At 42.4% G+C, this 20,606-nt stretch carries 21 protein-coding genes and 1 tRNA gene; 6 read left to right on the forward strand and 16 right to left on the reverse strand.

Features of this window, described 5'->3' with window-relative positions:
- Nucleotides 1-7 precede the first annotated feature (7 nt).
- From J0X14_RS16045 to serS, 11 genes are all read right to left on the reverse strand, one after another.
- Entirely contained in the window at nt 8-514 is a 507-nt protein-coding gene (locus J0X14_RS16045; RefSeq protein WP_207098836.1) for a DUF4199 domain-containing protein, read from the reverse strand.
- A 99-nt stretch (nt 515-613) separates the two neighbouring features.
- Complete coding sequence (locus tag J0X14_RS19225) at nt 614-1,030, reverse strand: response regulator transcription factor (protein WP_207098837.1); 417 nt, start codon at nt 1,028-1,030, stop codon at nt 614-616.
- Between the two features lie 9 nt (nt 1,031-1,039).
- A complete protein-coding gene (locus J0X14_RS16055) occupies nt 1,040-1,972 on the reverse strand; it encodes a 2-hydroxyacid dehydrogenase (protein ID WP_207098838.1) in 933 nt (310 codons plus the stop codon).
- An 18-nt stretch (nt 1,973-1,990) separates the two neighbouring features.
- On the reverse strand, nt 1,991-2,356 hold the full coding sequence (locus J0X14_RS16060) for a cupin domain-containing protein (protein WP_207098839.1): 366 nt from the start codon (nt 2,354-2,356) through the stop codon (nt 1,991-1,993).
- A 31-nt stretch (nt 2,357-2,387) separates the two neighbouring features.
- Nucleotides 2,388-2,864 carry a DinB family protein gene (locus J0X14_RS16065; RefSeq protein WP_207098840.1) on the reverse strand — a complete coding sequence of 159 codons (477 nt, stop codon included), beginning with the start codon at nt 2,862-2,864 and terminating at the stop codon, nt 2,388-2,390.
- 21 nt (nt 2,865-2,885) lie between these two features.
- Nucleotides 2,886-4,238: a magnesium transporter gene (gene mgtE / locus J0X14_RS16070; RefSeq protein WP_207098841.1), complete on the reverse strand. Its 1,353-nt coding sequence runs from the start codon at nt 4,236-4,238 to the stop codon at nt 2,886-2,888.
- On the reverse strand, nt 4,225-5,097 hold the full coding sequence (gene rsmA / locus J0X14_RS16075; RefSeq protein WP_317194460.1) for a 16S rRNA (adenine(1518)-N(6)/adenine(1519)-N(6))-dimethyltransferase RsmA: 873 nt from the start codon (nt 5,095-5,097) through the stop codon (nt 4,225-4,227). Before rsmA ends, mgtE begins: the two co-directional genes overlap by 14 nt.
- A 17-nt stretch (nt 5,098-5,114) precedes the next feature.
- Nucleotides 5,115-5,423: a gamma-glutamylcyclotransferase family protein gene (locus J0X14_RS16080; protein ID WP_207098843.1), complete on the reverse strand. Its 309-nt coding sequence runs from the start codon at nt 5,421-5,423 to the stop codon at nt 5,115-5,117.
- Nucleotides 5,424-5,427: 4 nt separating this feature from the next.
- Nucleotides 5,428-5,745: a DUF4286 family protein gene (locus J0X14_RS16085; RefSeq protein WP_207098844.1), complete on the reverse strand. Its 318-nt coding sequence runs from the start codon at nt 5,743-5,745 to the stop codon at nt 5,428-5,430.
- Nucleotides 5,746-5,781: 36 nt separating this feature from the next.
- Entirely contained in the window at nt 5,782-7,569 is a 1,788-nt protein-coding gene (locus J0X14_RS16090; RefSeq protein ID WP_207098845.1) for a tetratricopeptide repeat protein, read from the reverse strand.
- 77 nt (nt 7,570-7,646) lie between these two features.
- Nucleotides 7,647-8,918: a serine--tRNA ligase gene (serS, locus tag J0X14_RS16095; RefSeq protein WP_207098846.1), complete on the reverse strand. Its 1,272-nt coding sequence runs from the start codon at nt 8,916-8,918 to the stop codon at nt 7,647-7,649.
- A gap of 93 nt (nt 8,919-9,011) precedes the next feature.
- Between serS and J0X14_RS16100 the strand changes: the two genes are divergently transcribed.
- Nucleotides 9,012-9,392: a VOC family protein gene (locus J0X14_RS16100; protein ID WP_207098847.1), complete on the forward strand. Its 381-nt coding sequence runs from the start codon at nt 9,012-9,014 to the stop codon at nt 9,390-9,392.
- On the opposite strand, the gene J0X14_RS16105 is transcribed toward J0X14_RS16100, so the two are convergent.
- Both J0X14_RS16105 and J0X14_RS16110 read right to left on the reverse strand, forming a co-directional pair.
- Nucleotides 9,389-10,726 carry an HTTM domain-containing protein gene (locus J0X14_RS16105; RefSeq protein ID WP_207098848.1) on the reverse strand — a complete coding sequence of 446 codons (1,338 nt, stop codon included), beginning with the start codon at nt 10,724-10,726 and terminating at the stop codon, nt 9,389-9,391. The genes J0X14_RS16100 and J0X14_RS16105 overlap by 4 nt on opposite strands.
- A complete protein-coding gene (locus J0X14_RS16110) occupies nt 10,727-11,656 on the reverse strand; it encodes a bifunctional riboflavin kinase/FAD synthetase (RefSeq protein WP_207098849.1) in 930 nt (309 codons plus the stop codon).
- Between the two features lie 60 nt (nt 11,657-11,716).
- Between J0X14_RS16110 and J0X14_RS16115 the strand changes: the two genes are divergently transcribed.
- Together J0X14_RS16115 and J0X14_RS16120 are read left to right on the forward strand one after the other, a co-directional pair.
- On the forward strand, nt 11,717-15,514 hold the full coding sequence (locus J0X14_RS16115; RefSeq protein WP_207098850.1) for a reprolysin-like metallopeptidase: 3,798 nt from the start codon (nt 11,717-11,719) through the stop codon (nt 15,512-15,514).
- Nucleotides 15,511-16,197: a hypothetical protein gene (locus tag J0X14_RS16120; protein ID WP_207098851.1), complete on the forward strand. Its 687-nt coding sequence runs from the start codon at nt 15,511-15,513 to the stop codon at nt 16,195-16,197. Before J0X14_RS16115 ends, J0X14_RS16120 begins: the two co-directional genes overlap by 4 nt.
- Here J0X14_RS16120 and pth read toward each other — a convergent pair whose 3' ends face one another.
- The 3 genes from pth to J0X14_RS16135 form a co-directional block, all read right to left on the reverse strand.
- Nucleotides 16,198-16,827, reverse strand: a complete 630-nt coding sequence (pth, locus tag J0X14_RS16125; RefSeq protein ID WP_207098852.1) for an aminoacyl-tRNA hydrolase — start codon at nt 16,825-16,827, stop codon at nt 16,198-16,200. It abuts the gene before it with no gap.
- A gap of 85 nt (nt 16,828-16,912) precedes the next feature.
- Nucleotides 16,913-17,572: a 50S ribosomal protein L25/general stress protein Ctc gene (locus tag J0X14_RS16130; protein ID WP_207098853.1), complete on the reverse strand. Its 660-nt coding sequence runs from the start codon at nt 17,570-17,572 to the stop codon at nt 16,913-16,915.
- A gap of 20 nt (nt 17,573-17,592) precedes the next feature.
- On the reverse strand, nt 17,593-18,534 hold the full coding sequence (locus J0X14_RS16135) for a ribose-phosphate pyrophosphokinase (protein ID WP_207098854.1): 942 nt from the start codon (nt 18,532-18,534) through the stop codon (nt 17,593-17,595).
- Nucleotides 18,535-18,770: 236 nt separating this feature from the next.
- Here J0X14_RS16135 and J0X14_RS16140 point away from each other — a divergent pair, with 236 nt between their 5' ends.
- The 3 genes from J0X14_RS16140 to J0X14_RS16150 all read left to right on the forward strand — a co-directional run bounded on the left by J0X14_RS16140 (nt 18,771) and on the right by J0X14_RS16150 (nt 20,587).
- Nucleotides 18,771-19,019, forward strand: a complete 249-nt coding sequence (locus J0X14_RS16140; protein WP_207098855.1) for a GIY-YIG nuclease family protein — start codon at nt 18,771-18,773, stop codon at nt 19,017-19,019.
- Between the two features lie 2 nt (nt 19,020-19,021).
- Nucleotides 19,022-19,103 (forward strand) — tRNA-Leu (locus tag J0X14_RS16145).
- Nucleotides 19,104-19,681: 578 nt separating this feature from the next.
- Nucleotides 19,682-20,587, forward strand: coding sequence for an SAM-dependent methyltransferase (locus J0X14_RS16150; RefSeq protein WP_207098856.1), 906 nt, complete (start codon nt 19,682-19,684; stop codon nt 20,585-20,587).
- Nucleotides 20,588-20,606 lie beyond the last annotated feature (19 nt).

Here is a 20,606-nt window from a genome sequence, read left to right on the forward strand (position 1 = left end):
ATTGATGTTATTTTCGTTGTAATATAAGGGATGAAAGCAGGGAGATGATGAATCCAATCACAAAAACGGTCATGGCCATTAATGCAAAGGAGAACAAAGGGTTTGAAAAAAGTTCTTTTTGCGACTCCATCTCGGCCAATTTTGCTTCAAACTCATCAGCCGGAAGCGATGCTTTCAAAGCTTCAACGCTGTGGTTGTAATATTCGGTCATAAACTCGGGATTGAGCACTTCGGTATAAAAAACATCAAGAATCCCAAAAGCCAAAGCAGTGATTAAACTAATTAAGATACCAATCAGAAGCGCTTTTTTAAAGCTTACCTTACCGTCATTTTCCTTGTCACGATACTGTTTGATGCCAAAAAAGACAAAACTCAAGGATAAAACCATGGAGATATACCCCAAAACTTCCTGCGAAAAATAGGGGAGGTCGTCAAACACGTACCAACTTAAAAGGAACAATACGCAAATGGTGATGGCCCCATACAAGCCAAACTTGGTAACCGTTTTTTTCATGGTCAATTGTATTAATGGTTGACTCAAAAGTAGGAGTTAGAGCAAAATCAAGGCTCATACTAAAGTACCAAAATCAGGGTATATTGACCTTAAAATCAATCAAATGCTTAAAATTTGAAGATCTTTGGCCTTTTGGATGGCCTGAGTGCGGCGTTTGGCATCCAATTTTACCAAGAGATTGGATACATGGGTTTTAATGGTGCTTTCCGAAACAAAAAGTGTATCTGCAATTTCCTTGTTGGACAAGCCTTTTGAAATCTCAATCAATACTTCATATTCACGCTGGCTAATTCCAAGCTGTTCAATCTTTTCTAGATCGATGGGAGGAATTGCGTTCTCCTTTTTTCTCAACGCTTTTTGATTGATATAGATACCTATGAAGAAAAAAGCAATAGCAATGATGGCAATGGTGATTTCAATTGAAATATCACCGGACAGATAGGCGTATTTGCTCAATTGAAAGAGAACGAGCAAGGCAATGATCAAGGCTGAAAAAACAAAAATGGTCTTTTTCACCCACTAAAATTAGCAAAATCTTGCTTTTACCTTGTCCACAATGGTTTGGGCCAACTTTTCCTTGCTTTCCACAGTCCAACCCGCTACATGGGGGGTAAGAAGTACATTTTTAGCTTTACGGAGATACTTGAATGCTTTGGGTTTTTGGATGAACATGTTCTCAAAGGACTTTTTTTCGTATTCCAGAACATCCAATCCTGCACCCAATATTTTCCCTGATTTTAATGCCGTGACCAAATCTTCGGTGACCACACATTTTCCACGAGCGGTATTCAACAGCCAGAACGGTTTGTGAAAACCATCTATGAATTCCGAGTTGACCATGCCGATGGTCAGTTCAGTTTGGGGAACGTGCAGGCTCACCACATCCGATTTTTGTTGAAATTCCATGATACCCACCTGGCGGGCATTATCATCGCCCACACCACCCACAATGTCATAACAAATGACCTCCACATCAAAACCCCGTAATTTTTTGGCGAAGGCCTTGCCCATGTTTCCATAGCCAATTATCCCAACGGTTTTGCCATCAAGTTCAACGCCCCGGTTGCCTTCACGGTCCCATTTTCCTTTTTTTACCTCGCGGTTGGCCTTGGTCATTTTGTTTAGGAGGGACAACAACATGCCCAAGGTGTGTTCGCCTACGGCATTTCGGTTTCCTTCTGGGGCAGAAGCTAGAAAAATGTCTTTCTCCTTGGCGTATGGGGTGTCTATATTTTCCAATCCGGCGCCAACGCGACCAATAAATTTTAAATTGGTGGCCTTGTCCAGAAATTGCTGGTCTATGGTAAACCGACTTCGGATGATAATTCCATCGTAGAGATGGATGCTTTTTTCAACCGTCTCCTTGGTGGAAGTGTAGTCTTCATGGTTTTCAAAACCCAATTGGGCAAACTGTTCCAACAATAAGGGGTGATTGGTGTCCAGGTGGAGAATTTTCATGGGTCAAATATACAACTCCTAGATTTTTGGATAATGGGTTTGTGTTTTTTCATGCTGCACTTTTCCGGTGTGAGCCGTGGTAAGTTTTTCAAACAGGAGAACATGTACTTCTTCACCATTTTTGGTCATGGGATTGTGTTCCACTCCCTTGGGTACGACTATGATTTCCCCTTCGTTCACCACCTCGGTCCGGTCTCGAAATTGCATATACAAGGTACCTTTGATCACTTGGAAGAGTTCATCTTCGTACTCATGGGCGTGCCAAACAAATTCTCCTTGCAGTTTAGCCAAGAGCACTTGCATATCATCTACCACGGCAATTTGGTGCGGATGCCATTGTTTCGTGAACTCGGCATGTTTTTGTTTTAGATTGATGGATTTCATATCGGTACTATAAATTAATAGAGCTTAGGAATTATTCAGCCTGAATCATTTTTTTTATCAATACAATTTGTCCCAAGTGATAATAGCTATGTTCAATGACACCCTCTATATTTCGTTGGTACGTTCCATATTTTTCATCCACAAAGGGTTCATCAAATGTTGTGTCTTCCATGCGTTCCACATGTAATGTAAATTTTTCAGCGTTGACTACAAATTCGTGTATAAGATTCTTCCAGTCCGTTTCTGATTGGATTGGGGGCATGTCAAAACTGTATTTATCCCTAATTTCAAGTGCTCCACCTTGGAACACATTCAAAATTCCGCCCAGATAATAATTAAGATGGTAGGTAAGCAGTGCTATGGAATTCAGGGAACCTATTTTTTGAATGGCCTGTTGCTTGGTTACACTTTCTATTTGTTCTTTGATGTTGGTTTGGGCAACCCAGCGTCCGTTTAGCAGAACTTCTCTTAATCGTGACGCCATGAATTCACTTCTTGTAGTTTTCATTGGAAAGAGATTGACCAAAAATTAGATTCCCAAAATCAGTTTGGCAATCCAAAAATAAATCAAGATGCCAAAAATATCGTTGCTTGTGGTGATAAAAGGACCTGTGGCAATAGCGGGGTCAATGTTTCTTTTATGCAGGAACAAAGGGATAAAAGTGCCTATTAATCCGGCAACAACAATGACTACTACTAATGAGAGTGATATGGCCAAAGCGGTAGCAAAAGCCCCTTTCCAAATCCAAGTGAACAGCATGAGTAAAATGGCTAGAATGAGCCCATTTAAAAGTGCCAACAACATTTCTTTGATAAGACGGTTGCTTACACTTCCCTTGAGATCGTCGTTGGCAAGCCCCTGAACAATAATGGCACTGGATTGCACCCCTACATTACCGGCCATGGCAGCGATCAATGGGGTAAAGTAAAATAAAACAGCATGTTTGGAAATCATTTCTTCAAACCCCCCCATGATGGCTGCAGCTCCCAATCCGCCGAACAACCCCAAAATAAGCCAAGGCAAACGGGCGCGGGTAAGCTCCCAAATGCTGTCATCGGCTTCCACACCTTGCGAGATACCAGCCGCCATTTGATAATCCCTATCAGCTTCCTCACGGATCACGTCCACAATATCATCAATGGTGATTCGGCCCACCAACCTTCCAATTTCATCTACCACTGGAATGGCCTCCAAATCGTATTTGGACATGATCTTGGCCACTTCTTCTCCTTTTTCGTTGACGTTTACGGCATCGACCTTGGCAATGTAAACATCCTTGATATGCGTTTTGGTGGAGGTGGTGAGCAAGTCCTTTAGGGAAAGCCGGCCTTTTAGTTTGCCTTCGTCATCCACAACATAAATGGAATGCACTCGAGTAACATTTTCGGCCTGTGCTCGCATTTCCTTGACACATGTGGTGACGGTCCAATTTTCATTGACCTTTACCAATTCCTTGGCCATAAGCCCACCAGCGGAATCATCGTCATAACGCAAAAGATCTACAATGTCCTTGGCGTGATCTCGGTCTTCAATCTCAGAGATAACCTCTTGAATGATCTCTTTTGGAAGTTCGTTGATGATGTCCGCCGCATCATCGGTATCCAGTTCAGACAGCTCATCTGCAATTTCTTTGGCAGTAAGGTTTTTTAGAACAGCTTCCCTGATATCCTCATGCATTTCGGCCAGAATGTCCGAAGTCTTTTCACTATCCAAAAGTTTGATAAGATAGGTGGCTTCCTCCACATTTAGCTCGTCCGCTATCTCAGCTACGTCGGCATAGTGGAATTCTTGCATCATCGACTTCAGAGCACCATTTTTCTTGTCGGCAATCAGTTGTCGGATGTCTTCTAAAAGCTCTTCTGTAAGTTTAAACGGGATCATTGGCTATCTTTTGGGTCAACGTTACAAAATCTGCCACACTGAGCTGTTCTGGGCGCTGGTCAAAGATAGTATCTTCTTTTAGATTATCGGAAAGGTTAAAGGTTTTAAGACTGTTGCGAAGGGTCTTTCTACGTTGATTGAACGCTGTTTTTACCACTTTAAAGAAAAGGCGCTCGTCACATGCCAAGTTGAGCTCTTTCTTTCGTGTGAGCCGCAAAACGCCTGAATCAACCTTTGGCGGAGGGTCAAATACCCCGGGAGGTACAGTAAATAAATATTCAGCATCGTAATAGGCCTGAACCAATACAGAGAGGATACCATATGTTTTGCTGCCAGGACCTTCACAAATGCGTTTCGCCACTTCCTTTTGAAACATTCCTGAAAATTCAGGCACCTGCCGCCTCATTTCAAGCATTTTAAAAACGATTTGGCTGGAAATATTATAGGGGAAGTTCCCGGTGATGGCAAATTGCTCGTCCCCGTATAGTTCCTGTAAATCGAATTTGAGGAAATCAGCCTCAATGACATTGAGTCCATTATTTTTTTTGAAGATCCCCGTATGTTCCAAAGGAAAACTGTGGTTTAGGTACACAATGGATTCCTCATCCAGGTCCATGGCCACCAAATCAATGCCCCGCATCAACAGATATTTGGTGAGTACACCCATTCCCGGTCCAATTTCCAAGACATTGGTGTATCCGTTCAAGGAAAGGGTATCTGCTATTTTTTGTGCAATGGCCTCATCTTTGAGAAAGTGCTGCCCTAAGTGTTTCTTGGCTTTTACAGCACCATCTTCCTGTCCGTTTTCCGCTTTTCTGGCTTTGCCGTTACCCAGCTTTCTTTTGTTCTTTCTGGACACAGGGGTTTTTTTGCAAGTTACTTGGAATTTTCGATATACACCCATGCCACGGTCCCGGATTCCAAATGGAATTTTTCCCGTTTGTAGGCACTGGTTTCATAGATATCGGCTTTTTTAAGGTCTGCTATGGAAACTTTGTAGACCATGCCCTCAACCTTATCTTCTTCATTTTCGGTATGAAGCACCAAAGGGTATCGGCCATAGACGGCGTTTTCAAACCGTTTAAAGCCAGACAGAAAGTCCGGTTTTCCATCTAAAATACGCCCAAAAATATACTCCTGTACCTGAAGATCCTGTAGGGTGCCATAGGTAAAAAGGTATTCCAATGGGCTAGGGTATTTGTTGATGGATGACTTCTAGTTCAGTTCTAAACGCCACAAACTTATTGGGAAACTTGTATTGGGCTTCTTCCCGTAACCGTTCGGCATCAAACTCGTAATAGCATTCCAAAGTTTTGCGGTCTGGAGTGGTATACTGAATGGAATAGGTGATACCTCCCATTTCTTCTTCCACCAAAACCTTGACCATTTTGGCATGGGAGAACCGTCCTGTTTTTAACATATCTGGAATATGTTTGTCCCGCATCCAAATAAGCCATTCATCATGAACACTTTCATCGATGTTGATGGTAACGTTGTAAATCAGCATTGCCCTTGAATTTCTTGGCTTAAATGTAGGGAAGAATTAGTTAATGGCATCGCCCCGGAGCCTTCTAAAATTCTTTCGGGCTTGGGGAAAGTAATAACTATCCTGATAGTTGTAGATAATCTTCTCGTAATGGCTTTTGGCTTTTTCGGGCTCGTTCAAAATATTTCGGTAGAGTTCGCCCAGAGCAAAATGCGCATCATCGGCCAAAATTCCATCCGAATAGAATTCCACAATCTTTTTATAGTTGAACTCGGCACTTTCATAATCCTTTTGTGCTTCCAAAAGCTCTGCTTGTTTCAACAAGGCCTCATCCTCAATTTTTTCACCCTTATGATTTTGTAAGATGTCTTCCAAAACGGTTATGGCCTCCACATTTTTATTTTGATAGGCCATCAAGTCAGCGCGGGCATATTTTCTCAACGCGGTTTGGGTAGAATCTTCCAAAGAGTTGTCTGAAATCAATAAACTCAATTGCATGGCATCATTGGCAATAAGCTGTGAGGTGGAACCCCGCAACACCTTCAACTGGGTAAGGGCCCAGTCAAAATCGCCTTTATAAAAACTGGTCTGCGCTACCTTAAAACGGGCATTTTGACCCAAAACATCATTTTTCAGACTTTTTTGCACTTGCGTAAAATTAATCAGTGCCTGATTGAATTGTTGATTGTAGACCAAAATATCACCCAAGGCCAATTTTACATAGGCCACGGCCATGCGGTTCATTGGGAGTTCCAAACTTTCCTTGAGCAAAGCAATAGCAGGTTCGGGACGCTCTCTCTTAAACGTAAGGAAATTGGCATAGGCAATCTGAAGTTGAAGCGTTCTGCTCTCATTTCCATACTCGGCCTCCAAATCCTGAAACTTTTTTTCAACTTCATCCAATGTCTTTTCCGTTGGGTCCAACAACTCAATGTCAATAAGATGGAGTTGGGCATTGAGCTTGGTTCTAGGGTCATCAGCGTTGTCCACAATATAGTCAAAAATGGCAGTGGCATTTTCCAAATCATTTTCTTCCAAGGCAATCTGCCCCAAATTTTCCAAACGATCCATGGAATTATCTTCCGAGCGCTTAAAAATGGCCTTTTCCTGACTGAAGGCACTGTTGTACTGTTTCTGTTGAATAAAAAGCCAGCTCAACAGTTCATTCCAGAGAATATCTGGGTTTTTCTGTGCATTTTGGAGCAGCACTTTTCGCAGTAAAGCGTTATTGGAATCTGTTGGGTCTTCAGAAATAAAATCATCGATGTTGCGAAGTACGTTGGAGCGCGAGGTTCGTCCTTCCCATATCAGGTTTAGGTAGGATTGGTACATTTTTTCAATGTCGCCTTGTTCCCCATAAATTCGCGCCAACTGAAAATCATAATTCAGCTCGGGCTTTAAGGCCATGGCCTTGGAGTAGGCTTTTACGGCATAATCCAAGATGGCATATTTTTGAAATCGATAGCCGACACTGTACCCATAATTGGGATTTTCATCAATCTTTTGAACGGCCCTTTCATAATATTCAGTAGCACGGTCGGCTTGGTTTTGAAGGGTATAATTATAGCCCAATTCAATAAAGAAAGTGGGAAATGCATAGGGGTCATCTACCTTTTCTAAAAGGAAACTCTCCGCATCCTCGTACCGTTCCAATTGTTGGTAGCATGCAACCAGACCCTCGGAATAATCGGTGCGCCTTGGATTTTGTTCCACCAATTTTGCGTAAAAGACCACCGCTTTTTCGTAATCCCCATCATTAAAGTACTGCTTGGCCAAAAAGTCTTCTTGGGCATTAGCGTAGGTCAGTAGGCAAAAGCACGATATGAGAAATAAAAAGTATCGCAATAGCTCATTTTATTTCAAATATAACGTAGAAAAGCGGGGGATTCTGTTAAGCGAATCCAAATAAATCGATGAAATCCCTAGTCAATAGTATCAAAACCGCAGTAGGGAACCAAAACCTCAGGGATTTTAATACTGTTATCGGTTTGATAGTTCTCCAAGATGCCGGCCAAAACTCGTGGTAATGCTAAAGAACTTCCATTTAACGTGTGCGCCAGCTGACTTTTTCCGTTTTCATCCTTAAAACGAAGCTTTAATCGATTCGCTTGGAAGGTTTCAAAATTGGAAACAGAACTGATTTCCAACCATCTGTCTTGGGCCGTTGAAAATACCTCAAAATCATAGGTGAGGGCGGAGGTAAAGCCCAAATCGCCACCACAAAGCCGAAGGATTCGATACGGCAGTTTCAATTCCCGAAGGATATTTTTCACATGTTCCACCATCTCATCCAAAGCTTGGTAGGAATTGTTGGGATGCTCCAAGCGCACAATCTCCACTTTGTCAAATTGGTGCAGTCGGTTCAAACCACGAACATGGGCCCCATAGCTTCCGGCTTCCCTTCTAAAACAAGGTGTGTAGCCTGTGTATTTGATGGGAAAATCACTTTCGGCCAAAATATCATCGCGATGCAAGTTGGTCACCGGCACTTCCGCAGTGGGAATCAAATAAAGGTCATCTGCTTGCACATGATACATCTGGCCCTCTTTGTCAGGCAATTGTCCGGTTCCGTATCCAGATGCTTCATTGACCATGTGTGGCACCTGCATTTCAGTATAACCGGCTTCGGTGTTTTTGTCCAAGAAATAAGAAATCAATGCACGCTGTAAACGAGCGCCTTTTCCTTTGTAAACTGGAAAACCCGCTCCGGTAATTTTTACACCGAGCTCAAAATCAATAATATCATATTTTTTGGCGAGTTCCCAGTGGGGTAATGCATTTTCGGTAAGAGTGGGCACATCGCCTTCAAGAAAAACCTCTTCGTTGTCTTCCTCGCTGTTCCCAGCAGGTACAGATTCATGTGGAATGTTGGGAATGAGGTACAATTGCTCCTGCAGAGCTTCCGCAGTGGCATTTAAATCATCACCCAATTGCTTTGAAGTTTCTTTCAGTCCAGCCGTTTTCTCTTTTAGGGCGTTAGCTTCCTGTGCTTTTCCAGATTTGAAGAGTATGCCAATTTCCTTGGAAAGTTTGTTGGATTCGGCCAAGGTGCTGTCCAATTCAGTTTGGATGGAACGTCTTTTTTCATCTAATTCGATAACTTTTGACAGTATGGGTGCAGCATCGATATTGCGCTTTTTTAACGCTGCAATGATTTGTTCCTTGTTTTCCCTAATGGTCTGTAATTGAAGCATGGCCTTATTTTGAGCGGCAAATTTAGGGAATTTACCCATCTTACACTACAACGTAAACAATTACCTTTGTACTGTCTAACTAAATAATCCAATATGATTTTTGAGCACTTTGCGGTGAACGTGGCTGATGCACCTTCGGTTGTGGAATGGTATGTGTCCAATTTAGGACTAAAAGCACGCGTAGCCGAGAAAAAACCTCCTTTTGTAACCTTTTTGGAAGATAGTACCGGACGTGTGGTAATTGAGTTTTATCAGCGTGCGGACGTTAAAGCCATGGACTATTCCAATGTAAATCCGTTGAATTTTCATGTAGCTTTTGTATCTGAAGATGCGGAACAGGATAAAAAACGGTTGATGGACATGGGTGCCACTTTTGAGCTGGACGTGAAGTTGGATGACGGAAGCTTTATTGTAATGCTCCGAGATCCATGGGGATTACCTTTACAATTGTGCCAGCGAGCCAACCCTTTTTAGTCACTTGTTTTTGTGGAATCCGCTGATTGGCGGGGTAAAATCCAATCATTGTGGGCGAAGTGTTTCCAAGGAACACTGGCCAAGTCCACTTTTGGGTCTATAAATTCGTAATATTCTCCACTGTTCACTTTGACTTTGTTCGTGACAAAAACTTCAATATCCTCGCCTTTTTTGGCATAGTCCTTTTTTAAACGCTGGGCAAATTTCCAGGCAAAATCGGGATAGCAGGCCACTCTTCTTCGTTGTTTTTTGGTGAGATAATCATCCAAATCAATAAAGTTGACCTTTTTCGTTTCCTTGTTCACGACACGGTAGCGGATGTTTCCGGAACGACTTCTAAGCATCATCCGCCAGCTTAATCGGTGCCCTTCCTCGGTCCAAAGCACGTCATCCTTGAATGCATAATGACGTAGTGGAAGCACCAGTTGGATGATGAAATAAATCCCCAAAACCCCAACGATGATGTTCCTGTTTTTAGGCACTGTTAGTACTTGGTCTATGACAACTTCTTTGGTTTTCAGAAATATACTTCTAATAGTTTGTGGCTCAAAAAAGAAGACGGTAAAGGCCAAGGAGAGGTAGGGAAATATTCCTATCCTAAACACGTAGCTGTTGAACAAATGAAAAAACAGAGCTGTGCCAAAGGCTATTTTCCGGGTAGGTTTCCAAAGTAGGGCGGGTACAATGAGCAAATCAAAGAAAATACCAAAAAAGGCAACGATTTTGTGCACCCACTTTTGTTGTAGCAATTCACCTATGAGCGGGTAATCATCTTTGGACCGCATCAAAATTTCAATAATGCTAAAATCCAACCAATCCCCATATAATTTGGCCACGGATGCGTAGGTGTACACAATGAACAATTGTAAAATTATGGTCCACCGTACCCAATTGGGCATGGTGTGCGACCGTAAGTTGGGATTCAATTTGGCGTCTAGGGAGGCATCTCGACCTGCTGGCAAAAAAGCCATAATGAATGCAAGCAGCATCAATAAATAGTAGTGATTGTTGTATGATGTTTTCTGCATCAGGTACACCCCGGTCCACATAACGGCAAATGCAAAGGTGCTAAGCCGATATTTATAGCCAAGGGTTATCAAAATCCCAAGGGTGCCCATGATGGCAAAATAGATATACATACCATTCCCCGGGAGCGGTTGAAGCCAGTCAAATCCTATAAAATTAAAAGTGAACTGGGGTTCAATCAAGGTTCTCCGGACCCATCCTGTGGCGATGGCTCCGTAACATTCGGCACTGACCAGAAGCCCGTAGAAAATTCGGAAAACAACGAGTTGGGCGTTGTCAATTTTCTTAAAAAGAAACTGATTCAGCATCTATTTGGAGATTAGGTCCAGCGAAAAATTCTTGTCTTTTTTCAATTGCTCCCGCAGTTCTTCAACGGAGTTGAACTTGTGCTCATCGCGAATGCGGTGTAAGATCTCTACCTGTATTTTTTGCTCGTAGAGGTCGCCATCAAACTCAAAAAAATTGACCTCTATGCTTTTTTCGGTGCCGGCTACGGTTGGATTGAACCCAATGTTCATCATTCCAAAATACTTCTTCCCTTTAAGCATGCTTTTAACCACATAGGCTCCATTTTTTGGAATAAGCTTATAATCTTCGGCAATGTGGAGGTTTGCTGTGGGAAAGCCAAACTGTTTGCCCAATCCCTTCCCTTTTTTAATGGTTCCGGTGAGCATATAGGCATAGCTCAAATAGCTGTTGGCCGTGACCACATCCCCTTCCATAAGTGCATTTCTTATTTTGGTGGAACTTACGGAGACATCGTCAATTTCTTGTGCCGGGATTTCCTCCACTTCAAAATCCAAGGTGTCCCCAAAAGCGATCAGGTCTTGGATATTGGCATTTCGGTTACGTCCAAATCTGTGGTCGTAGCCAATAATGATTTTTTTGGCCTTTAGGCTGTTGACCAATATATCTTGAACAAAGTCAGTTGCCGAAAGTCGCGAAAATGACTTGGTGAAGGGATGGATAACCAAATAATCCAATCCCAGACTTTCCATGATCTGGGTTTTTTCCTCAATGGTATTCAATAGTTTTATATCCGTATCTTTCTGCAATACCATCCTGGGGTGGGGGAAAAAAGTAAGTACCGTGGATTTTAATCCAGTGTTTTTGGCATTATTTGTGAGGCGTTCCAATATCTTACGATGTCCCAAATGAACACCATCAAAAGTACCGATGGTAATGACGGTTTGATTTGTAAGATGCTTAAAAAGAGAAATGTCTTGGATTGTTTCCACCTAAATCAAGAAATAAAAAAAGGCTTATTTTTGAAATTCGACTGATGCCTTGCGTACTGTATGAAAGCTAAATTACATCTTGTTTTTTCAATAACCATACTTTTTAGCTGCTTTTGTACCTATGGGCAGCAAGCGTATTGGAAATCTGTTCCCAAACAATCCAACCTGAAGAGTGCATCAGTAAAGGACATGGGAAAGGCGCAAGCGCTTTTTTCATTGGATAAAAACCTTTTTTCAGAAAAGCTACAGGGATTTTCAGTTTCCAAAAATGGAAAACAGATTGTATACCTGCCCGACAGTGATGGGAATGTGGTTCCTTTCGCACTTAAAGAAACCCCTGTCCTTCACCCAGAATTAACTGCCAAGTATCCTCAAATAAAGTCTTTCACAGGGGTGAGCTTGGATGGAAAACATAAAATAAAACTTAGTAGTTCCCATAAAGGTATTGAAAGTATGGTGGTTGACCTGAACAATCAAAAAATAGCCTTTTTGGAACCTATGTTGAATGATGACAATTCGTATGTATTGTACAACAAGGGAGAGCGTTCAGAGTTGGAGAACAGCTTTCTGTGCAAGACCGAAGTACTATTGCAGGATAAAACAATGTCAGGTGGAGGCACGGGCAAAACCCTTGTGCCCTTGGTGGATGATCAGCTGCTCAGAAAGTACCGGATTGCAGTATCGGTTACTGGGGAGTATACGGAATACCATGGGGGTACAGTTGTGGATGCCCTAGCGGCCATCAATGCTACACTAACCCGCGTAAATGAGGTTTTTGAAACGGATTTGGGTGTTACACTGGAGTTGATTCCCAATAATGATTTGGTCATTTTTGCCGACCCTGATACTGATCCCTATAACGGTGGTCTTAATTCCCAAGTGCAGAATACACTCACTTCAACCATTGGTGAAGCCAATTATGATGTGGGACATTTGTTCCACCGAGTGGATGATCCTGAGCAAAACAACGGAAATGCTGGCTTTATTGGAGCTGTTTGTTCCGATAACCAAAAAGGAAGTGCATTCTCCGCCGCATTTGAACCGGAAGGCGATGTTTTTGATTTGGATTATGTGGCCCACGAGTTGGGGCATCAATTTGGCGCAAACCACACGTGGTCCTTCGAATCTGAAGGAACTGGCGTGCAAGCAGAGCCTGCAAGTGGAAGTACCATAATGGGCTATGCTGGAATTGTTCCCGGTAACAACGTAGCACCCAATGGGGATGATTACTTTCATTTTATCAGCATATTTCAAATATCGAATTACTTGCAATCTGTTGATTGTGCCCAAACTACCGTCCAGACCAATTCCCCCCCTGTATTAACACCCGTGGGAGATTATAATATTCCAAGAGGAACCGCATTTGTGTTGGAGGGCGTGGCAACGGACCCTGATGTTGGAGATGTGCTGACGTATACTTGGGAGCAAATTAATGATGGGGTGGTCACCACCAATACTTTTGGTTCCACTAACCCCAGTGGAGCTAATTTTAGGTCACTGCCACCAAGTGTTGACCCAGCACGGTATTTTCCCAGATTAACTGAAGTGGTACAAGGAAACTTAACGCAAGAAGGCCCATTGGTAAACGATGCATGGGAAACCGTTTCCGATATTGAACGGACCTTAAGTTTTGCTTTCACGGTTCGAGACAATGCAGCTGGTGGAGGACAAGTGGTTTCTGATGTGCTCGATGTAAATGTGTTTAAGGCGGCTGGTCCTTTTGTGGTAACATCGCAAGCTGCAAACGAAACCTATGTGGCAGGTTCCGCACAAGAGATTACTTGGGATGTGGCAAACACCAATAGTTCACCTATTGATGCACAAACTGTGGACATTTTTCTTTCATTGGATGGTGGAATGAGTTTTCCCATTGTTTTGGCGGATGACACCCTAAACGATGGTTCTGAGGAAATCCTTGTTCCAGGGGATATAACCAATTCGGCCCGAATTATGGTGAAGGCAAGTGATAATGTGTTTTTTGCCATCAACGCCTCTGATTTTACAATTGAACAATCGGAAGTGGTTTTGAGCTTTCAAGAGTTGTCTTTTACGGTGTGCCAACCTAACGATATAGTTGTTCCCTTTACGTATCAAACGTTTGGTGGGTTTAGTGAAATGTCAACTTTTTCCGCCGATGTGCCTGCGGGATTGTCAGCATCTTTTTTACCAACGCAGGCCAGTACTGATGATACAGCGGTGGACCTGACGCTTTCCAATACCAATGCCGTTGCGGCGGGGGTGTATGATATTATGGTAACCTCTACTTCAGCGTCAGTCACTAAGAATGTAACGATATCCCTGACCATTGGAGATGGAACCTTTCCTGATGCAGTCTTGGAGTCACCTGCCAATATGCAAACGGGCATCACTTTGAATCCTCAACTGAGTTGGGCGGCCAATCCTTTGTATTCAAGCTATGATATTGAAGTGGCCACAGATGTTGGGTTTACGGATATTATCTCATCCGCAACAGTGCCATTTGCATTTTATCAGGTAAACGGATTGGAGGAACAAACCGAATATTTTTGGAGGGTCCGTCCCAACAATGATTGTGGAACAGGAACTTTTGGTGCTCCTTTTAGTTTTACCACAATTCAGGTAGATTGTAAAAGTGTAGAGCCTAGAAATGGCCTTCCTTTGGAGATTTCTTCCATAGCAACACCAACGGTGACCAGCTCGATACATTTTTTTGAAGACCTTCCCATTTCGGATATCAATGTGAATCTAGAGGTTGATCATACGTTTTTGGAAGACTTGATTATTAATTTAATTTCACCAGCCGGGACTCGGGTTGCCCTTATCTCCAACACCTGTGGAGGGTTGAACAATATCAATGCCGTTTTTGATGATGATGGTGATCCTATTATATGCTCTGGTAACCCTGCAATCATGGGGACCGTTAGTCCACTAGGGTCGTTGGCATCATTTAATGGAGAGTCAATTTTGGGAGAATGGGTATTGGAAATCCAAGATACTGCCCCAAGCGACGGCGGTGCGTTGATAGCTTTTTCCATGGATGTATGCGTGGAAGGGGCGTTTAGGCCCGATGAGGACGAGGATGGTGTTTTTGATGATGGTGATGATCTATGTCTGGGCACACCAAAAGGAGTTGAGGTGGATACCAATGGCTGTCAGGTATTCCGATTTCCCTCAGACAATTTTGCAATAGTAATTCAAAGTGAAACGTGTAGAAGTAGCAATAATGGTACAATTGCCATAACACCATTTGACACTTCCATAACTTATACCGCTTTATTGGATGGGGGAGGAACACCATCAACGGTGGACTTTACCGATGAGCATACATTCCTAAGCCTAAGTGCTGGAAATTATTCATTGTGCATTACGGGTGCCAATGGGTTGGTTACCTATCAAGAAACCTGTTTTGACATCAGCATCACGGAACCGGATATTTTGGATGTGGAAGCCACCACAAATGCCGAACTCTTGGATGTTAGCTTGAGCGGGGCCGACTTCTACAATGTAGAGCTCAATGGACTAGTAACACAAACGGAAAGTTCCAAGCTCCAGCTTCCATTGGCGGAAGGTAAAAATGTATTGAAGGTGTCTTCCAACCTTCCGTGCCAAGGGGTTGTTGAAAAAACCTTGTTTTATTCCTCCAGTCCGGTGCTTTCCCCCAATCCCATAGATTCGGTTGCGGAAGTGTACTTAAGTGGGTACGAGGGCAATGTGGAAATCCAGATTTTTACTGCAGATGGGCGTTTGGTTCGAACAGATTCAAAAGCGGTGAGTGGGAACAATCTTGAGTTGGACCTATCTTCTTTATCTAGAGGAATCTATTATCTAGGGATAGAAAAGGCAGGGGTAAAGGAAATGTTTAAATTCATAAAAAGATGATCAGGAAGTTAGCAGCAGGGTGCATATTGGCCATTTTGGTTTCATGCGGGGGTAATGACGATCCACCACCAACTCCTACAGGGGCATCCCTGATCTTTCCTGAAGAAAATTCGGAGTGTACTACCGGCGTCAGTATAAATGAGTCATTGAGCCAGGTAACGTTCCAGTGGATGGCTTCTTCCAACACGGATAGGTATAGCTTGAGTGTGGTTAATCTGGATACCAATGTGCCCCAAACCATATCCACAGCGGCAACATCGGCCAGTTTGTCCATTGCCAAGGGCACGCCCTTCTCGTGGTCAGTCACCTCCATCAGTTCCAATTCTGATCAAACCGCAACAAGTGAAACCTGGCTGTTCTACAATGCGGGTTTTGAAACCACGTATGCTCCTTTTCCAGCACAGTTGGTAAACCCGGTTTCCGGTTCCACTGTTCAAAAAGATTTGGCCAATGAAGTGCTGTTGGAATGGCAGGGAGCCGATGTGGACAATGATATTACTTCTTTTGAGGTGTTCTTTTCTGATGAAAATCCACCTACAACTTCAATGGGCACTGTTGATTCAGAAACTATGGAGTTCTCCGTCACGGTGAATTCTGATACCGTCTATTATTGGAGTATCATTACTACGGATTTGGAGGGAAACCGCTCGGATTCTGGAGTATTCGACTTTAAAGTATTTTAACTAGGTGCCGTTAAACTGGTTCATGGTGTTTTTTACTCCGGCAAACACAAAGGAACGGATAAGTTCTGTGGATTTTTTCAATCGCTCAGGAAGTGCTGCCGCTTCTTCCACATTCCATTGTCCTAAAACATAATCCACCTGTCTTCCTTTGCTGAATTCAGCCCCCACACCAAATCGAAACCGAGGATATTGGGAGGTCTGCAAAGTATTTTGGATGTCTTTTAGCCCGTTGTGGCCACCATCGCTTCCCTTGGTCTTCAAGCGAATGGTTCCAAAAGGTAGGTTGATGTCGTCCGTGATGATAAGCACATTATCCAAAGCAATACTCTCCTTTTCCATCCAATAGTTAACCGCTTTTCCACTTAAATTCATATAAGTGGATGGTTTTAAGCATAGAATACTTCGTCCCTTATATTTAAAAGTGGCAACAGCGCCTAATTTGGCACTTTCAAAAGTGAGGCTTTCCTCTTCAGCCAAAAAATCCAACACCTTAAAACCGATATTATGTCGGGTTTCTTCATATTCTGCTCCGATATTTCCGAGGCCAACAACAAGGAATTTTTTCATAGGGTCAGTTTCTTGTAAAAGGGATTTTTGGGTACCCAAAAGGTTTTTTATAAACTGGAGCATCTAGGAACCATTTTGTCTAAAAATACAAAAGCATCCCAAATTTCACATTAGTAAAACCGGGATGCTTTGTGTTAAGGTCTAAAGACTATTCAGTAGCCTCAGCTGCTGGGGCTTCAGCTCCGCCTTCACCTTCAGCAGTAGCTTCTGCACCTTCTTCTGTTCCTTCTTCATCTTCATCTTCAAGTTCTTCATCAACAGAAGTTCTGGAAGCTTTCACCTGTACAATAGCTGTGCTATCTGGGTGCAAGATGGTATAGTCGTCATTCAACACGGTTTCAACAGCAATGGTACCACCAATTCTTAGTTTGGAGATATCCACAGTGATAAAATCAGGAAGTAGATCAGGCAATGCCTTAATGGAAAGTTTACGCTTTCTGAACAGCAAACGACCACCGTTTCGTACCCCTGGGGAATTTCCTTCCAAACGAACAGGAATGTTCATGGTAACAGGTTTGTCCTCAAACAACTGATAGAAATCGATGTGAAGGATTTTATCGGTTACGGGATGAAACTGAATGTCCTGTAAAACGGCACTCAACTTTTCACCACCCTCCAATTTAATCACAACCGTGTGTGCGTTGGGGGTGTACACTAAATCTCTAAACGAGATTTCATCAGCTGAAAAGTGCAATGGCTTATCCCCTCCGTACAGCACGCAAGGGACCTTTCCAGCATTACGTAAGGCTTTGGTAGATACCTTGCCCACGCTTTCTCTTTGGGATCCTTTGATAGTAATTGACTTCATTGTTATATATTAAAATTGATTTACATTAAAAATTTTGATGATATTGAGGTGTTGTGGTGTACCCGGTGCATGACATCTGCAAAAAGGTCGGCACAACTCAATACCTTTATTTTTTTCTTGGTCTCATCGATGGGAATAGAATCGGTAACGATCAATTCCGACAACTTTGACTTTTCTATTCTTTCATACGCTTTGCCGGACAACAATCCATGTGTGGTGACAGCTCTAACGCTTACCGCTCCTCTTTCCATCATTAAATCTGCAGCCTTGGTCAGCGTACCAGCAGTATCCACCATATCATCCACCAAAACCACATTTTTTCCCTGCACATCACCAATGAGTTCCATGTGGGAAATGACATTTGCCTTGGCGCGTTGCTTGTAACAGATGACCACATCACACTCCAACGCTTTGGAATACGCGTAGGCTCTTTTGGAACCACCCATATCTGGGGAAGCAATACAGAGATTGTCCAAATTAAGCCCTTTCAAATAAGGTAGGAACAAGGTCGATGCAAAAAGATGATCCACCGGTTTTTCAAAGAACCCTTGAATCTGATCGGCATGGAGGTCCATGGTGATGATTCGAGTGGCACCAGCCGTCTCCAACATTTTAGCAACCAATTTTGCGGCAATGGGAACGCGAGGTTTATCTTTCCTATCCTGACGGGCCCATCCAAAATAGGGCATTACCGCAGTAATATGTCTTGCGGAAGCCCGCTTGGCAGCATCGAGCATCAAAAGCATTTCCATTAAATTCTCCGAGCTTGGGTTTGTGGACCCAATGATAAAAATGCGCGCACCGCGAATGGATTCTTCGAAAGAAGGCTGAAACTCTCCGTCGCTGTATCTGGAAAACTGAATCTTTCCCAAATCAGCACCATAAGAAGCCGCTATCTTCTGACCAAGGTCAACACTTTGCGTGCAAGCAAAAATTTTGGGCTCGGGAACTTGATATGCCATTGCAAACTCTTGTTAACTAGCTTTTTGAAGCGCTTTTTTCTAAAGAGGTGCAAATTTAAAAATTAATTCGGGTTGCTAAAGGAATAAAGCAAGTATTTTTTGGTGGTAAATGAAATTATTTTTTAGCTTTGCATCCGCAATTAAAATAAGCCACTATAATTGCTTATGCCTTGGTGGCGGAATTGGTAGACCTGTCTGCCGACAGGCAGGCGCGCTGAAATTGAAATATTGACCCGTTGATTAGTGTCTATGCGATATCAAGTTTGGAACATAACTACATTTATGTGGGGATGACATCCAATTTGAAAGAAAGGATTGCAAGGTACAATTCAGGAAGAGAGCGGACAACAAAGTTTTATGCTCCGTTTAAGCTGATTTATTCAGAGGAATGTTTGGATAGATTATCGGCACGAAAAAGGGAAAAATATTGGAAGTCGGGCGTGGGTAAGGAAAATTTGCGAAAACTCAGAGATGAGTTAACATAGATGCCTTGGTGGCGGAATTGGTAGACGCGCTGGATTCAAAATCCAGTTCTTTCGGGAGTGTGGGTTCGATTCCCACCCAAGGTACTTAAAAACCCTGATAATAAATTGATTATCAGGGTTTTGTCTTTCTATAAGTGACGTAAAAGTGACGGTTTTTGAGATAAAAAATGATAAAATTACCACTCTAAAACTTCAGGATCTGTCCAGTCTTATGGATAAATTTAGTCACAAATTTTCTAAAGGTCCTAACCCTATAACAAGTAAATTATCGGCGGTAAAGCGTAATTATGATCTCAGCATTAGAAGTGTAATACTGTGGCTGTTATATTTTATATCAATTAATAACTAATATTTTGAATGTTGCCATGATATATGGTTAGAGAGAACAGTTTAATGCCTATCTTTAGATGAATATATTTTGTTCAAACCCTTTTCTAAAGTCTTACTACTATCTTATTGCCCGTAGAGAAAAGGTTTTTTACACATCTATTTACAAATATTTCACAATTCTTCAGGGTACGGGAATCAAAAATAAAGTCGTATTTCCTTTATAAGCTTTGATGTTTTAACATAGAAGTGACATCTGTAGCACATGATTTGAGAACACAATGTTTTGAGATGCTGTGCTGCGGAAACGAGTAATTAAACCTAAAATTAATAGAATGGCAGACAAGGCAGATTTGGATTTTACGTACACCACCATAGACAAAATATTCCGTTTAAGTATGGGTGAAACCGCAGATTACAGCGGTGCCAAGTACGATGGTGATTTCTCAATGTCCTTGGAAGAGGCGCAAAAGGAAAAGAACAGGTTTATAGCGGACAGCCTCAATATAGATGGGGAAAGTAAGGTGTTGGATATGGCATGTGGCTGGGGTCCATTCTCCCATTTTATCACAAAGGAAAGGGGGGCAATCAGTATTGGATTGACCTTGTCGAAGGGTCAAGCGGAGGCATGCCAAAAAAATGGACTAAATGTGTTTGTAAAGGATTGCCGGTATGTAAAACCGGAAGATTTTGGAACCTTTGATGCCATAGCTTGTATAGGAGGTTTAGAACATTTTTGTTCGGTTGAGGAGTGGAAAGAGGGGAATCAAGAAAAGGTATATAGTGATTTTTTCAGAACCCTTAATGATTTATTGCCAAAAGGAGGTAGGTTCTACATGCAGACCATGACGTTTAGCAAAAACATGATCGATTTTGAAGAACTGGACGTCAAGGCCAAAAAAGGCTCAGCAGCCCATGTCATGGCACTGATGGTCAAAGAATTTCCGGGTTCATGGTTGCCCTACGGCCCAGAAATGGTGATACGAAATGCCGAACCAAACTTTAGATTGATCTCGCAAAGTAGTGGTAGACTGGACTATATTGAGACGATAAGCCAATGGCGAAAGAAGTTCAGGAAGTTCAACCTGAAAAAATATTGGCTCTACTTATCCCTAGTACCCAAATACGTTATTGACAAGGAATTTAGACATCAAGTGGCCGTCTTTAAAATCAGCCCAAACAAAATATGCTTTGAAAAGGAAATAATGGACCATTATCGGTTGGTGTTTGAGAAAATTTAGACAGTCAAAAGTTTATTGA

This window comes from Allomuricauda sp. CAU 1633 (genome assembly GCF_017313225.1).
In the GTDB taxonomy this organism is placed as follows: domain Bacteria; phylum Bacteroidota; class Bacteroidia; order Flavobacteriales; family Flavobacteriaceae; genus Flagellimonas.

Excerpts from the sequence above, each read along its gene's own strand:
- J0X14_RS16045 (WP_207098836.1), bottom strand. The coding sequence starts at position 514 with ATGAAAAAAACGGTTACCAAGTTTGGCTTGTATGGGGCCATCACCATT.
- J0X14_RS16055 (WP_207098838.1), bottom strand. The coding sequence starts at position 1,972 with ATGAAAATTCTCCACCTGGACACCAATCACCCCTTATTGTTGGAACAG.
- J0X14_RS16060 (WP_207098839.1), bottom strand. The coding sequence starts at position 2,356 with ATGAAATCCATCAATCTAAAACAAAAACATGCCGAGTTCACGAAACAA.
- J0X14_RS16065 (WP_207098840.1), bottom strand. The coding sequence starts at position 2,864 with ATGAAAACTACAAGAAGTGAATTCATGGCGTCACGATTAAGAGAAGTT.
- mgtE (WP_207098841.1), bottom strand. The coding sequence starts at position 4,238 with ATGATCCCGTTTAAACTTACAGAAGAGCTTTTAGAAGACATCCGACAA.
- J0X14_RS16085 (WP_207098844.1), bottom strand. The coding sequence starts at position 5,745 with ATGCTGATTTACAACGTTACCATCAACATCGATGAAAGTGTTCATGAT.
- serS (WP_207098846.1), bottom strand. The coding sequence starts at position 8,918 with ATGCTTCAATTACAGACCATTAGGGAAAACAAGGAACAAATCATTGCA.
- J0X14_RS16100 (WP_207098847.1), top strand. The coding sequence starts at position 9,012 with ATGATTTTTGAGCACTTTGCGGTGAACGTGGCTGATGCACCTTCGGTT.
- J0X14_RS16105 (WP_207098848.1), bottom strand. The coding sequence starts at position 10,726 with ATGCTGAATCAGTTTCTTTTTAAGAAAATTGACAACGCCCAACTCGTT.
- J0X14_RS16115 (WP_207098850.1), top strand. The coding sequence starts at position 11,717 with ATGAAAGCTAAATTACATCTTGTTTTTTCAATAACCATACTTTTTAGC.
- J0X14_RS16120 (WP_207098851.1), top strand. The coding sequence starts at position 15,511 with ATGATCAGGAAGTTAGCAGCAGGGTGCATATTGGCCATTTTGGTTTCA.
- pth (WP_207098852.1), bottom strand. The coding sequence starts at position 16,827 with ATGCTCCAGTTTATAAAAAACCTTTTGGGTACCCAAAAATCCCTTTTA.
- J0X14_RS16130 (WP_207098853.1), bottom strand. The coding sequence starts at position 17,572 with ATGAAGTCAATTACTATCAAAGGATCCCAAAGAGAAAGCGTGGGCAAG.
- J0X14_RS16135 (WP_207098854.1), bottom strand. The coding sequence starts at position 18,534 with ATGGCATATCAAGTTCCCGAGCCCAAAATTTTTGCTTGCACGCAAAGT.
- J0X14_RS16150 (WP_207098856.1), top strand. The coding sequence starts at position 19,682 with ATGGCAGACAAGGCAGATTTGGATTTTACGTACACCACCATAGACAAA.